The sequence below is a fragment of the Melioribacter sulfuriphilus genome, from assembly GCF_052656625.1.
The window spans coordinates 37045-51198 of sequence record NZ_JBQXXK010000008.1; the positions used below are offsets into that span (position 1 = coordinate 37045).

The 14154-nt window shown below is 36.1% G+C and carries 12 protein-coding genes; 1 reads left to right on the forward strand and 11 read right to left on the reverse strand.

Annotation, left to right across the window (positions count from 1 at the left end):
- Nucleotides 1-25 precede the first annotated feature (25 nt).
- The 8 genes from hisIE to hisG are packed head-to-tail and all read right to left on the reverse strand — an operon-like array spanning nucleotide 26 to nucleotide 6743.
- A complete protein-coding gene (gene hisIE / locus ACUN8G_RS11365; RefSeq protein WP_437347265.1) occupies nucleotides 26-634 on the reverse strand; it encodes a bifunctional phosphoribosyl-AMP cyclohydrolase/phosphoribosyl-ATP diphosphatase HisIE in 609 nt (202 codons plus the stop codon).
- Nucleotides 631-1386, reverse strand: a complete 756-nt coding sequence (hisF, locus tag ACUN8G_RS11370) for an imidazole glycerol phosphate synthase subunit HisF (RefSeq protein ID WP_437347264.1) — start codon at nucleotides 1384-1386, stop codon at nucleotides 631-633. Before hisF ends, hisIE begins: the two co-directional genes overlap by 4 nt.
- A complete protein-coding gene (gene hisA, locus ACUN8G_RS11375; RefSeq protein WP_437347263.1) occupies nucleotides 1355-2095 on the reverse strand; it encodes a 1-(5-phosphoribosyl)-5-[(5-phosphoribosylamino)methylideneamino]imidazole-4-carboxamide isomerase in 741 nt (246 codons plus the stop codon). Before hisA ends, hisF begins: the two co-directional genes overlap by 32 nt.
- The gene (hisH, locus tag ACUN8G_RS11380) at nucleotides 2089-2676 is read right to left on the reverse strand and encodes an imidazole glycerol phosphate synthase subunit HisH (RefSeq protein WP_437347262.1); all 588 of its coding nucleotides are present in this window, start codon (nucleotides 2674-2676) and stop codon (nucleotides 2089-2091) included. The genes hisA and hisH overlap by 7 nt, the downstream gene beginning before the upstream one ends.
- Nucleotides 2673-3551 (reverse strand): imidazoleglycerol-phosphate dehydratase HisB, encoded by an 879-nt coding sequence (gene hisB, locus ACUN8G_RS11385; RefSeq protein WP_437347261.1) that lies wholly within the window; start codon nucleotides 3549-3551, stop codon nucleotides 2673-2675. The genes hisH and hisB overlap by 4 nt, the downstream gene beginning before the upstream one ends.
- On the reverse strand, nucleotides 3548-4597 hold the full coding sequence (hisC, locus tag ACUN8G_RS11390; RefSeq protein ID WP_437347260.1) for a histidinol-phosphate transaminase: 1050 nt from the start codon (nucleotides 4595-4597) through the stop codon (nucleotides 3548-3550). The genes hisB and hisC overlap by 4 nt, the downstream gene beginning before the upstream one ends.
- On the reverse strand, nucleotides 4594-5865 hold the full coding sequence (hisD, locus tag ACUN8G_RS11395) for a histidinol dehydrogenase (RefSeq protein WP_437347259.1): 1272 nt from the start codon (nucleotides 5863-5865) through the stop codon (nucleotides 4594-4596). Before hisD ends, hisC begins: the two co-directional genes overlap by 4 nt.
- On the reverse strand, nucleotides 5862-6743 hold the full coding sequence (gene hisG, locus ACUN8G_RS11400) for an ATP phosphoribosyltransferase (protein ID WP_445480942.1): 882 nt from the start codon (nucleotides 6741-6743) through the stop codon (nucleotides 5862-5864). The genes hisD and hisG overlap by 4 nt, the downstream gene beginning before the upstream one ends.
- A gap of 198 nt (nucleotides 6744-6941) precedes the next feature.
- Between hisG and ACUN8G_RS11405 the strand changes: the two genes are divergently transcribed.
- Complete coding sequence (locus ACUN8G_RS11405; protein WP_437347257.1) at nucleotides 6942-7772, forward strand: metallophosphoesterase family protein; 831 nt, start codon at nucleotides 6942-6944, stop codon at nucleotides 7770-7772.
- Here the strand turns inward: ACUN8G_RS11405 and ACUN8G_RS11410 are convergent.
- The 3 genes from ACUN8G_RS11410 to ACUN8G_RS11420 are packed head-to-tail and all read right to left on the reverse strand — an operon-like array spanning nucleotide 7764 to nucleotide 13993.
- Nucleotides 7764-10961, reverse strand: coding sequence for a PEP/pyruvate-binding domain-containing protein (locus ACUN8G_RS11410; RefSeq protein WP_437347256.1), 3198 nt, complete (start codon nucleotides 10959-10961; stop codon nucleotides 7764-7766). The genes ACUN8G_RS11405 and ACUN8G_RS11410 overlap by 9 nt on opposite strands.
- Nucleotides 10958-12655 (reverse strand): PEP/pyruvate-binding domain-containing protein, encoded by a 1698-nt coding sequence (locus tag ACUN8G_RS11415; protein WP_437347255.1) that lies wholly within the window; start codon nucleotides 12653-12655, stop codon nucleotides 10958-10960. The genes ACUN8G_RS11410 and ACUN8G_RS11415 overlap by 4 nt, the downstream gene beginning before the upstream one ends.
- 51 nt (nucleotides 12656-12706) lie before the next feature.
- On the reverse strand, nucleotides 12707-13993 hold the full coding sequence (locus ACUN8G_RS11420) for a Glu/Leu/Phe/Val family dehydrogenase (protein ID WP_437347254.1): 1287 nt from the start codon (nucleotides 13991-13993) through the stop codon (nucleotides 12707-12709).
- Nucleotides 13994-14154 lie beyond the last annotated feature (161 nt).

The following is a 14154-nucleotide window of genomic DNA, read 5'->3' on the forward strand; positions in this document are numbered from 1 at the left end:
AATCTTTAAATAGGGCTTTGTGGTGTTACTTTTTTGTATGACGTTGAATTAAATTTTCCACTACTTCATCAAGTCCTATCTCGAGTTCAGCCATTAATACTAACAGATGATAAATCAAATCTGAAGATTCGTCAATAAATTCTTTTCTGTTTTTATTTTTAGCTGCAATTACTGTTTCAATCGATTCTTCACCAACTTTTTGAATAATTCTGTCGAGTCCGCTCTGGAATAATCTTGTTGTGTATGAATTCTCCGGAAGGTTTTTCTTCCTTTCATTTATAAGTTTGTAGAGATAGGAAAGAAACATGACATTATCTTTATCAATTCCGAAACAAGAATATCTGTTCAAATGACAGGTAGGTCCTTCTGGAATAGCATAAATTAGAAGAGTATCATTGTCACAATCGGTTACTATCGAATCGAGTTTGAGGTAGTTACCGGAAGTTACTCCTTTCGTCCACAATTCTTTTCTACTTCTGCTGTAGAACGTAACCAGTCCAGTATCAATTGTTTTTTTTAGCGCTTCTTTATTCATAAATCCGAGCATAAGAATTTGTCCAGTAAATTTATCCTGTACAATGGCAGGCACGAGTCCGCCTGACTTTTCGAAATTGATATTGTCGATGTCGATCATATTCTTATATTAATATTATTATCCAATAAATATTTTTTTAATTCTGGAATTGACAGTTCACCGTAATGAAAAAGACCAGCAGCGAGGCATGCATCAACATTAGCCAGGCGGAAAGCTTCAAGAAAGTGTTCTTTTTTACCAGCGCCACCGCTCGCAATAACGGGAACAGTAACGTTTTGAACTACCTTTGACAAGAATTCAACGTCGTAACCGCTACGAGTACCGTCGTGATCCATCGAAGTAAGAAGAATTTCTCCAGCTCCCAATTCACATACTCTTTTACACCATTCAAAACCTTCGAGATCAGTTTCTTCTTTACCACCTTTAATAAAAACTTTTTTTATGCCATTTACAATTTTGACGTCGATAGCGGCGACAATGGCCTGCGACCCAAAACGTTTTGCTGCTTCTGTAATAAGATCAGGTTTACGAACTATATATGAATTTAGCGATACTTTATCGGCACCCGCTTTCAACAATTCTTCTATATTGTTCAAATCCGATATTCCGCCGCCAACTGTAAATGGAATACGTAAAACCTTAGCTACTTCTCTAACCAATTCTACTAAAGTTTTCCTTTTTTCTTCCGTGGCAGTAATATCAAGAAATACCAGTTCATCCGCTCCTTCTCTGTAATATCTTTCTGAAAGTTCTACAGCCGAGCCGGCATCTTTAAGGTTTACGAAGTTAGTGCCTTTAACCACCCTGCCGTTTTTAACGTCAAGACACGGTATTATTCTCTTTGCTACCAATTTTTGCAAGATCCTTTATGTTTATTTTGTTTTCATAAATGGCCTTACCAACTACAACTGCATAGACATTCAATTGACTCAACATAAGCACGTCGTGAATCGAACCGATACCACCAGATGCAATTAATTTGATATCAGAATTGTATTCCATTATTTTTCGATAAAGTTGAGTATTGGAGCCAGTCAACGTTCCATCCCTGCTTATATCCGTACACAAAAAAATATTGATGCCGAGTTCTTTACAATAATTAATATGCTCGTAAATTGAAACCCCACTGTCTTCTGTCCACCCTTTAATAAATATTTTTTCATTGTATGAATCGAGTGCTACTACAATTTTTTCAGCTCCATACAACTCAACAATACGTTCAAATGTATTTTTATCTCTGATCGAAAGTGAACCGATAACAATTCTATCTGCCCCCGCCTTAAATACTTCTTCAACCTGAGATAAATTTCTGATACCTCCACCAAATTCTACTTTAATTCCAGTGTAATTTTTGATTTCTCTAATAATAGGCAATACATTAATTTTTTTATCCAGTGTAGCCCCAAGGTCAACAATGTGAAGCCACTGAAATCCTGCTTCTTCGTATTTACGTGCTATTGCAAGCGGTGTTGTATCGTAATATTTGGCTTTATCAAAATCGCCTTTTGTTAGTCTGGCAACTTTATTGTTAAGTATGTCGATTGCAGGTATTATTAACATTTTTCAATGAAGTTTTTTAAAATTTTTATTCCTTTCTCTCCCGATTTTTCAGGATGAAATTGCACACCGTAAAAATTATCCTTTTCAATGGCAGCAGAAAATTTTACACCGTATTCTGAAATTGCGATTGTATTTTCGTTTTGTGGCACATAGAACGAATGTGCAAAATAAAAATATGAATTATTTTCTATTCCATCGAAGAGAGGAGATTTACTAATAATTTCGACTCTATTCCATCCCATATGCGGTACTTTAACTTTCGAAGGCTCGAACATCTCTGTAGTGGTATCGATAATACTCAGGCAACAAACATTTCCCTCTTTCGATTTTGCGGTCAACAATTGCATTCCAAGACAAATGCCGAGAAGAGGTTTTTTTGTAATCCTTAACATCGTAAAGAGATTTAGAAGATGTAATTTTCTTATCGCAAAGGATGCTTCGCCAACACCCGGGAATATGATTTTGTCGCATTTCAAAATATCGCTCTCTCTGCTGGTTACAATATAGTCGACCTGAAGATCATCGAGGGCGTTTTTAACTGACTGAATATTCCCTGAGCCGTAATCAATCAAAGCAATCATAATTTACCCTTAGTTGATGGAAGTTGACCTTTCGCTCGTTCATCCAATCTGAAGGCTTCGTTTAACGACTTTGCAAACGCTTTGAACATCGATTCGATTTTGTGATGATCGTTTTTGCCTTTAGCTTCGAGATAAATATTTGCCATCATTCCAAGTGCCATCCCTCTAAAAAATTCTTCCGTCAATTCTGTTGGGAACTGCCCCACTTTTTCACGCTCAAATTTGCATTTGAAATTAAGATAGTTTCTGCCACTGAGGTCTATGGCACATTTAGCAATCGAGTCGTCCATCGGCAAAAAATAACCAAATCGTTTAATACCCTTTTTGTCGCCAAGCGCTTTCCTGATCGCTTCTCCTAATGCAATGCCTGTATCTTCCACTGTATGATGCTCGTCCACATTTAGATCGCCTTTAACCTTGACTTTTAGATTAATGTTTGAGTGGCGTGCTATTTGATCGAGCATATGATCAAAAAATCCAATACCGGTTTCAATCTTCGATTTTCCTTCGCCATCGATATCAACTTCAATTTTAATCTCGGTCTCTTTAGTTCTACGCTCAATTTTTGCGCTTCTACTTTTTTTCAATATCTTATTAACAATTTCTAACAAGCTCTTATTATTTTTACCCGTCGTAAAAACATTCCTCGTTGCCCTTCCTTTAATGAGAATTTTAATTGACGGTTCTTCTGGATTACACCTTAAAATTTGTAGATCGTTTCTGTTAAGAAAGTCGAGTATTTGTGGATTTATTTTTTCAGTATCGCTTTCAATCGAATATGAATATTCCTTTAAAAGCAATAAAGCTCTGAGTAGTCCTTGAGAGGCTTTTGTATTCATATAAAAAAAATCAGGGTCGATATAAATTTTCTTCATAATATTTCATCAAGCTTTTTTAAGAATAATTCGTTCTCACTCGGAGTTCCCACAGTCACTCTTAGATAGCCCTGGAAATTATACTGATTACTCCTATCTCTAATGATGACCCCGTTTTTTTCGAGATAATTGTATACTTCCCGGGGATTTTCGACTTTAAAAGAAATAAAATTGGTATCGGTAGGCAATACATTAATTACTTTTTTATTTCTTTTCAGTTGATGGAATAAAAATTCACGCTGTGCCATAATCTCTTTTACATATTGCTCTTTTAAGGCTGCATTATCAATAGCTTTTGTAACTGTCATAGCGGTTAATTTATTAATATTATATGGCATCTTTACTTTAAAGAGAAAGCTTATGATTTCCTCGTGGGCAACGCAATATCCACATCGCAGTCCAGCCATGCCCCATGCTTTTGAAAAAGTTCGCATAACAACTAAATTGGGTAGTGTTGTAGCTTCTTTTAGAAAGCCCTCATCGTTTGCAAAATCTATATAAGCTTCGTCAATCACAACAATTAGATTTAGTTCTGAGATTAATTTTCTGATTACATTTTTATCGAGTAAATTCGAAGTGGGATTATTAGGCGAACAAAGGAATAGAATCTTTGTATTATTATCTATGTGAGAAAGAACAGTTTCATATTCGACGTCATATTTATCATTCAATGGAGCGTTTATTACATCTACATTATTGATATCGCAAGCTACCCTATACATTCCGTATGTGGGCTCGCAGACAACAACATTATCAATTCGGGGTTCGCAAAAGGTGCGAATTAAAAGGTCGATAATTTCATCCGACCCGACTCCGAAGATGAGATTAGACTCTGAAATGCCAAGGTAATCACTTGTTTTTTTCCTCAACGCTTTCTGAAATGGATCTGGATAACGGTTGAAATTAGAACTCTTAAATTCATCTACTACGCTGCCAAAACTATTTTCATTTGCATCGAGTAATACACCTTCCATATGTGATTGTCGAGCAGAAGTATACGGTTTTAAATTGAGAATATTTTTTCTAACAAGTTTTTCGATATTCATTTTTTCAACCTTATTTTGATTGCATTTGCGTGTGCTTGAAGATTTTCTTTTTCAGCCATAGTAATTATTGTTGGAGCAAGATTAGTCAATCCCCGTCTGGATAATTTCTGAAATGTAACCGACTTCATAAACGATTCTACAGTGACGCCGCTATACGATTTTGCATATCCATAAGTTGGTAACGAGTGATTAGTCCCTGATGCATAGTCGCCGGCGCTTTCTGGAGAAAAAGCTCCGACAAAGACCGAGCCGGCATTTTTAACAAGGCGTTTATATTTTGTTGCATTTTTCAGGTTCAGTATTAAATGTTCCGGCGCATAATCGTTTGATATTTCGAAAGCAGTTTCAATTTTCGATACGACAATAATTTTAGAATGTTTTAACGCTCTTTGTGCAATCTCATTCCTTGGTAGATCTTTCAATTGGGCATTAATTTCTTTTGAAACATCGTGGGCAAGTTTATCGCTATTGGTAATCAAAAATACTTGAGAATCGGCGCCGTGCTCTGCCTGTGAAAGTAAATCGGCAGCAATAAATGAAGCTTCGGCATGTTTATCTGCAATTACCAAAACTTCGCTTGGGCCTGCCGGCATATCGATAGCGCATCCATCGGGATCAATACTTATCAACGATTTAGCCGCAGTTACAAATTGATTACCAGGCCCGAATATCTTGTCAACTTTGTGGACAAATGCCAGCATGCCTACTGCTTGAGCACCCCCAACATTATAAAACTCGTCTACTTTCAATTTGTAAGCTGCATAAGCTAAAGCTGGATCTATCTTATCTCCTACAGGAGAAGCGACAATTATTTTTTGGCAACCTGCAATATGAGCCGGAATTGCGAGCATCAGCAAAGTCGAGAACAAGACGGCGCTTCCGCCCGGAATGTACAATCCAACTTTTTCAATTGGGATGAAAGTTCTGCTGCATTCGACACCTGGCATAGTCTCGACTTTATAACCTGTGGGGTACTGTAACTTATGGAAACGTGTGATATTTTTAATTGCCGTATCAATTGCAGCTTTAGTCTTACGATCGAGTAACTCGGCCGAGCTTTTCAATTCACTTTTGGAGATCAGTAAATTTTTGTTTTTAATATTGTCAAACTTTCGTGCGTATTTGATAACAGCTTTCATTCCATTTTTTTTGATATCTTTCAGTACGGGTAAAATATATTCGTAGACATCGTCCGTTTTGATGGCCGACCTCTTTAATAATTTTTCCCGTTCTTCTTTTGTGAGCTTGTTATAATATAATATTTTCATACTATCATATTATCTATTGGTAATAATAAAATTCCTGATGCCCCAGCATCTTTAAGGTCCTTGTAAATTTCCCAGAATTTGTTTGTAGGAATCACTGCGTGGACAGCTACCATTTCCGGGTCTGCTAATGGTAAAATTGTGGGGCTTTTCAGTGAAGGAATAATTTCTTCAATTTTTTCAAGTGAACTTTTGGGAGCGTTCATCATTAAGTATTTCGATTTGCGTGCGGTAAGAGCAGAATCGATTCTTACGAGCAAATTATCAAGTTGTGATTTTTTCTCAGCGTCTTTCTCTATATACCTATTGGCAATCAAGACGGCCTGCGATGAAAAAATATCAATAGACTTTTTGAGTTTATTAAACTTAAGCGTATTCCCAGTTGAAACGAGATCACAGATATAGTCAGCTACTCCAAGAGAAGGTGCAATTTCTACAGAGCCGCTTATTTCCACTACAGTTGCATTGATATTATTTTGCGTTAAAAAGCTTTTAAGAATGTTGGGGTAGGAAGTTGCTATTCTTTTGCCGTTAAGGTCGGATATCTTTTCAAGTGTTTGATTTTCAGGTATTGCCAGTGAAAGCTGACATTTACCGTAACCCAATTTTCTGATTACGTCCACATTAGCTTTTTTTTCATAGAGCACATCCTCTCCTACAATTCCAATATCAGCAACTCCGTCCTTAACATATTCCGGTATATCGTCGTCTCGCAACAATAAAATATCAAGATTGTAGTTTCTGGCAGTGATTATTAGTCTGGATGAATATTCCTCAATATCGATATCACAGCTTTTGAGGAGATTAATTGACTTTTCCGTAAGCCTGCCGTTTTTTTGTAATGCAAGTTTAAGGTTTCCGTTTACCATTTTATCTCCCATAAAAAAAAACCCCGACATGCGCCGGGGTCAATTAAATTTTTCAGTATTTTATTTATAGCATACCGGCGCTACTGAAGTAGTAAAAGTAATGATGATGCCACTTACCGGTATGAATTTTTCTTTTCATAAATTTTTTTATTTTGGTACAAAATGTAACAAACTTTATATAAAGATACAAAACAAAAAAAAGGATTAACATTGGTTTGTTTCCATGTTTCCGATTTACACGGACGGATAGACCTCTACGATAAATTATTCTTTCGGATTATTAAGGAAAAGCCAAATGTAATTTTGATAGGTGGCGACATTCTACCACACGGAATATCGAGCCAAAACTTTATTACCGATTATTTTAAACAAAGGCTAATCGATTTAAGAAAAATAATAAAAAACGACTATCCAAAATTTCTCTTGATAATGGGCAACGATGACCCGAGAAGATTTGAAAAAGAGATCGAAGAATTGTCAAATGAAAATTTAATCTCCTACTTGAACCTTAGAAAGGAAACCATAGAAAAGTATGACTTTTATGGTTATTCATATGTCCCACCAACTCCTTTTCGAATAAAAGACTGGGATAAGTACGATGTTTCGAGATACACAGAACCAGGCTGTATATCTCCAGAAGATGGGTACTTTACAATTGAACGTGATGAATACGACTTCAAATATTCCACTATAAAAGACGACCTTCGAAGTTATCTCGGGAACAGAGACCTTTCAAATTCAATAATTCTTTTTCATACGCCTCCCTACAATACAAAACTCGACGTAATTAAATCAGTCAAAATAAATCATCTGGAAACTGACAAACATGTTGGAAGTATTGCTGTTCGAAAATTAATAGAGATAAAACAACCCTTAATAACATTGCATGGCCATATACACGAATCTTCTGAATTAAGCGGCTCGTGGAGCGATAGGATCGGCAGGACTTATTGTTTTAACGCTTCGTACCATAAGTCGAAATTATCGTTAATAAGGTTCGACCCGGCAGCACCCGAGGAAGCAGTGAGAATATTAATTTGACTTTTCAATTACTTTAAGAGGTCTTGCTGCATCTGTCAGTGTATTTATTTTAACGGCGTAGCTTGTTTTGTTTTTTATATCTTCGTCGGTTACGAAATGCACATCGAGAAGACCTTCCGTTTTAATACCTGTTCGCATAAAATTGAAGTGGCTCAAACATAAACTCCACCCTTGTAACCAGGCTTCCAATTCTTTTTTAGGACATTTTTTCTCGTCGATATGAATGATAAGGTCAATATCGCTTCCCGGTCCGGCGACTGCATTTTTAGTACTTCCGAACAAATAAACACCTTTAACACCCATTTTTTCGGCATCCAGCTCTTTTGCGAGATTTTCTGCCATTTTCATACGCCATCTCCAGTGGTCGCTTGAATTATAATTTTCGATAGCCGTTTTACTTTCGATTTCGCCAATTATTTCATTAGTTGGATCTGAAAAAATTGCAACAGCTTCTTCCATATCGGCGTTCATTAGTACTCGTAAAATCATCCCACCTTTCACCGAAGGCACATCGATAACCTTTACTACATCTTCCATATAAAAATACTCGGGTAATATATCCGAAAGGATATTTTTCGATTCATTAAAAAACTTTTCGTCGAAGACTATACCCGTGTCATCTGGATAAAGAGGGAGATATCTGATATTAGCTTCTACTAAGTCCTGAAAAAAATGGGTTCCAAATGATACGTCGGGAATATAATTACCCTTTTTACGAGCAATTTCAATTAACATTGCTGTATTGTTAATATCGGAATATGTAACACTGACCCCTAATTTAATATCACCACGGCTTCCCCATCTGCCTGGTCCAAGTAAAATGAACTTTCGTTTCGGAAGTATTTTATTCAACTTTCCAATTACTCTACCAATTTTCAACAATTTATTTTTGTCAGAAATTTCCGAGTATTTTTGTGGGTCAACATAAACTAAATGAGTGATTTCTGGCACTTTCCCATTTGAAACAAATTTTTTTGCGTTGAAAAGTATTCTTTCTTTTGGAATATCTTTCGGAATTGGATCGCCCGCTGTTTCGCGACTCCTGCTTTGGGGGCGGCATTGAAGTAAATAGAGATCGTTACCGTTAGATACAAATTCGATGTCAACGGGTGTTTTCATTTTTGTCTGTAATGTCTTGAGAATCGCATCCATCTTTCTTAAAAATTCCGTTTTTGTAAAAAGGCCTTCAAATGTAACAACATAATCGCTTTTGTCGTCGTCCATAAAAGAAGGCATTCTAATCATACCGCCGTCAAGCACTGAAAACACATTTTCAAATGAAGGATAATCACGCTTTACTTCCTTAATTAATAGATCGATATCGATTGTTTCAAATTGGTTAGTTCTTAAATTGATTACATCAATTTTTTTAGGTGAATATCGAATCACTTCCTCTGGAGTAACATTGACTCGAATGGAGGGCTGACCAGGAGAAATTAGAATCGGATAATCATCACTCAATCTGTCAACGGCTCTTGTGCCGAGGCCAGGAACAATTCTCAAAAGCCCGTCTTCCCTTTTAATACGTGGCGACCACCTGAATTCATTAACGCTGAATGCTACGCCGGCATAAGCAGGTATAAAATAATCTCCGACACGTTTACCTATCACTTCCTGAATCATTATTCCCATCTCTTCGTGAAAATCAAGTAGTCCTCGCTCTGCTCTGTATTCGATTGGGTCGGGACTGAATGTTGAAGCATAAACTTCAGCTATAGCATCCATTAAAGCAGCAAGGCGCTCGGACTTGCTCCCCTGATTAGCCAGGAATAAACTTTTGTATTTACCTGAAAACGAGGCATCCATCTGATCTTCAAGTAAACTTGAACTGCGAACTACAAGTGGCACGTCTCCGAAATCATCTAACGCAACTGACAAACCTTTTACAATATCCGTCGGAAATTCTGAATTTTTAAAGAGTTGGACTATATGAGGATATTCAATTCTAACCTCATCAATTTCTTTATATTTTTGCTCAAATACTTCCTCTAAGTTATTGTGTTGCATAAAATTAAGAATTCCATCTGAAGTAATATACCATGTGTTTGGCACTTTAATATTTTTCAATAATTCATTTTTTTCCGCTTCTTTTGTTAGGATATGGTAAGCAATAAAGAGACCCGCACTTTTTCCGCCAAGTTTTCCATGGCTTTGAGGTGGAAATATCATTTTGTCGATAAGACGATAGAAATCGGTTAATTTTACATATTCTTTTGCAATTGATATAAAATTAAGCTGGTCTGTAAAAAATCTACGAAGCAAAGATACTCTCAAACCCTTAATGGTTTGAGGTGGCAATTCAAATTTCTCGGGAGCAATGTGATAATATTTTCTGAGTGCTTCAGCAATTTCGGTCAATGATGTATCCTGATTATCCACTACTTTAATAAGTGCACTCGATTTATCTTCCTGTATCCACTTCTGAATTTTACTTAAAATAACTTCGTCGGGTAAATTTTCGTCCGCCAAGCGTTGAATTGTATCTACATATTCGTCGTAATTTACAATACGTTCCACCTTAGAGGGTTTATTTTCATCTTCTTCAATAATGTCGTCATTTAAACCAATTTTAATTTTTCGTGCAATACTTGTATGTTTCATCAAAAGTTCAGCTTCTTCTACACCCTTCCAGCATAAAAGATGAAGTAATTTCCGCATTAAACTCATGAATAAATTTGGATCAGTTTTGCGAATCATATCAAGTACAACTTTCCACTCGCCTCGTGCAGTCTTACCAACGGATTGACGTGCATTTTGGAGTTCATTAATGACATTTTTAAGTTTATTGTGAAGAATAAAATGTCCCAGTCTGTCGGCAATAATTCTAATTAAACGAATTTCTTCTTTTAAGAATAAGTTACCTTCTTTGACAGGAACGCCTTCCAGGTAATATACCTCAAGACGTCCAACAACTTTATCCTGAACTTTTATATCCTCAGAAATTTTCCATTTGCTTTCGGTAAATTCTTCTGTCTGATAAACTATATCGCCATAAACAATTCTTGCTTTACAATAATTTGAATAAAAAAAAGCTGAAGGGATCGCATTAATGACAGTCTGGAACGCCTGCCTCAGTGATATTTCAGACCTATTTAATGTATCTTCGATTGTGTAAAGGCAATTTAATTCTTTAGCTCTTTCCTGAAGTTCAGTCATCAAATTATCAATTGGTTTATTTTCCGTGCTCATCTTAGAATTACTCCCTTTCCTTTTTTACCGTCAACTTTTACTATTAATTTACTATCGGCTTTTATGTGTTTGACAAATTTCAATTCATCAATTGTTCTCTGTTTTTCAATCCATTCCCAATCGATATAATCAGTATCATAATTTAATGAAAAATAAGGAACATCCAAATTTAACAGGTTATGGAAAAAGTGAGAACCCTGACTGAATTCTACGTTTAGATTCATTAGATTAATTTCGATAATCACTTTTGCGGCGTTTACATTTGACCATTCAACAGGGATTCCGAGCCAGGGATCTGCAGTTCCCCACCTGCCAAAACCAATCAGTATATATTTTTTATATTCCTTGATAAATTTTTTATTCATCTGCGATATTTGATCTGCTATTATAGTCGAGTTCTTCATATCAAAATTTTCTCTTTTTACAATAACAATATCATCTATTCCCTCAATGATGCCGTTACCCAATACTTTATTTGATTTCAACACAACGTTGTCTACATTTAGTTCGAACTCCTCAATAGGATCTGTATATTTTTTCATGGGGCGCACCTGTAGAAAAGCAAAATTCAGTATGGAGTTTTTATAATCTTGCCAGCAAGCAAATTCAATCTCTACAGGAACTTTGTATTCTGTTTCAAAATTATTTAATAATATTTTCATAAAATCGTTGAAGCCATACATGTTCAGTTCAATCAAGGGTGAGAAATCAACTATTCGAGGGCCTTGATAACCTAAGCCCATAATAATTTTATCATCGTAAGTTACATAAGTAGAAGCAAGGTTCTTTAAAACATTATCATATTCAGCCGTAGATAGTTCTTCGTGTAATAAAAATTCTGTTTCTTTAAGAGGATCGTATTTTACTGAAGAACTTATATCAATTGCCCAGAATTTTTTTTGAGTTAAATTTAGCAGATCTTTATTGTTTTTATATGGCAACTTGTGTTTAGGGAATGCAGGAGAATACGACCAAACAATGTCTCCGTCCACAATTGTTTTACCCAGGCCCAATGCAAGATGAACGATTCCATCTACTGGACGAGCTTTGCCGAAGGGATAAAAGTTATAAGATTTGGCAACACCTGAAAAGTCTGGATAAAAACGATTATAATGTTTTTCTCCCGCAACTCTTTGTAATATTACTGCCATTTTTTCGCGCTCGATTGGATAACCTGAGACAGAAAAATAATTTTTAGCAGCTTCCGAGTAAACCGATGCATAAACAAATTTTATTGAGTCGATTAGTCTATTAAAGCGTAAATTCGGCGCGCCTGGTTGAGGATTAATCATTTTTGTTTTATAAATACCTGCTAATGGCTCATCTTGTGAGTCCTCCAGCAACCCCGAAGATCTGACTGCGAGGGGGAATTTTGCTTCGTTCAATATGCTATAAAGTTCCCCCAAATACTCATTTGGGAAAACAGAACTTAAAAATTTTTTATTCAGATATCTTTCGTCGTCCTCGTCAATTGCATACTCTAATAATTCATTACGTTCAATAAATTTATCGAATATGTCCGAAGCAATTATTACCATTCCAGGTATGAATAAATTGATAGTGGGAGGGATTTCTTTTTTTATTTTATGTAGAATAGAAGAAGCTGATAGAAGTCCTGCAGCTTTTCCCCCCACTTCGTCTTTTCCAATAATCAAGTGAGAATTATGAGAGAAAAATTTTGATATATTATTCATTTAATAAAAAGCCGGGCATAACCCGGCTTTATTAGTTTTCCACTTTAAAGATTAAACCCAGCCTCTATCTTTACAAGCTTGAGCCACTCTACTAACTGCAATTACATAAGCTGCATCACGCATATATAGCTTTTTATTACGAGCAAGTTCGCTTACAGATAAATAAGCGTTAGTCATTTTTGTATCGAGTTTTGCTAATACTTCTTCTTTTTCCCAGTAGTAATTCATATTAGATTGAACTTGTTCAAAGTAACTACATGTAACTCCGCCTGCATTTGCCAGAAAATCGGGGATAACAAAAATGTTTCTTTCTTGAAGCACCTTATCAGCTTCAATAGTTGTTGGCCCGTTAGCTCCTTCTGCAATAATTTTAACGCGTTTGCTGATTTTATTTACATTAGCTTCATGAATTTGATTTTCGAGTGCGGCAGGGATCAATATGTCAACGTCTTGTTCTATCCACGCTTCTCCATCCAAAATTTCGTAACCAAGTTCTTTGGCTTTAGTTTTATCTATACCACCGAACTTATCTGTAATGCGTAATAATTCATCGCGATTAATTCCATCCTTTTTTCTAAAGGTATAAGAACATTTATCCTGTTCATCCCAGCTGGCTACTGCAATAACTTTTCCACCGAGTTGTGTATACAATTCTATTGCATATTGTGCGACGTTTCCGAATCCCTGTACAGAAGCCAGAGTATCTTCGGGTTTGATATTCATTTCTTTTAGAGCTTCTCTTAGAGTAAAGATAACACCATATCCGGTTGCTTCAGTTCTGCCTAGAGAACCTCCCATTCCCACAGGTTTCCCTGTTATGAAGCCGGGGTATTTCCCGCCTGTGATTGTTTCATATTCATCAAGCATCCAGAGCATATGCTGTGCGTTGGTCATTACATCAGGTGCAGGCACGTCATTTACTGGACCTACATTTTTAACCATCTGGCGTACCCATCCGCGACAGATTTGTTCTTGTTCATTCATACTGAGATGGTGTGGATCGCATATAACACCGCCTTTTCCCCCACCTAATGGAATGTTAACGACTGCACATTTCCAGGTCATCCACATTGCTAATGCTCTTACAGTATCGACTGTTTCCTGGGGGTGAAAACGGATTCCGCCTTTGGAAGGTCCGCGCGCATCGTTGTGCTGTACACGGAATCCTCTGAATATTTTTGTAGAACCGTCATCCATTTTAACAGGAATACTGAAATGATATTCCCGAAGTGGATTTCTTAATAGTTCTCGTGTTGCCTCGTCTAAATTGAGTAATTCGGCAACTTTGTCGAATTGAGCTTGAGCCATTTCAAAAGGATTAAACTCTTTGGATTTCATAAAAACCTCATTATTTGAATATGTTTATTCAGGGATTATGTTTCCCTTTTTCTTTTATATCAAAAATAGATACGCTTATATTGTTAAGCAAACAAAATCAATAACAGAAATTTTTATCAAAAAAACTATGTTCACTTAATAATTATCGACTTGCTACAAAT

Bases quoted from the DNA above. Each gene is read 5' to 3' on its own strand.
- hisIE (WP_437347265.1), bottom strand. From the start codon at position 634: ATGATCGACATCGACAATATCAATTTCGAAAAGTCAGGCGGACTCGTG.
- hisA (WP_437347263.1), bottom strand. From the start codon at position 2,095: ATGTTAATAATACCTGCAATCGACATACTTAACAATAAAGTTGCCAGA.
- hisH (WP_437347262.1), bottom strand. From the start codon at position 2,676: ATGATTGCTTTGATTGATTACGGCTCAGGGAATATTCAGTCAGTTAAA.
- hisB (WP_437347261.1), bottom strand. From the start codon at position 3,551: ATGAAGAAAATTTATATCGACCCTGATTTTTTTTATATGAATACAAAA.
- hisC (WP_437347260.1), bottom strand. From the start codon at position 4,597: ATGAATATCGAAAAACTTGTTAGAAAAAATATTCTCAATTTAAAACCG.
- hisD (WP_437347259.1), bottom strand. From the start codon at position 5,865: ATGAAAATATTATATTATAACAAGCTCACAAAAGAAGAACGGGAAAAA.
- hisG (WP_445480942.1), bottom strand. From the start codon at position 6,743: ATGGGAGATAAAATGGTAAACGGAAACCTTAAACTTGCATTACAAAAA.
- ACUN8G_RS11410 (WP_437347256.1), bottom strand. From the start codon at position 10,961: ATGAGCACGGAAAATAAACCAATTGATAATTTGATGACTGAACTTCAG.
- ACUN8G_RS11415 (WP_437347255.1), bottom strand. From the start codon at position 12,655: ATGAATAATATATCAAAATTTTTCTCTCATAATTCTCACTTGATTATT.
- ACUN8G_RS11420 (WP_437347254.1), bottom strand. From the start codon at position 13,993: ATGAAATCCAAAGAGTTTAATCCTTTTGAAATGGCTCAAGCTCAATTC.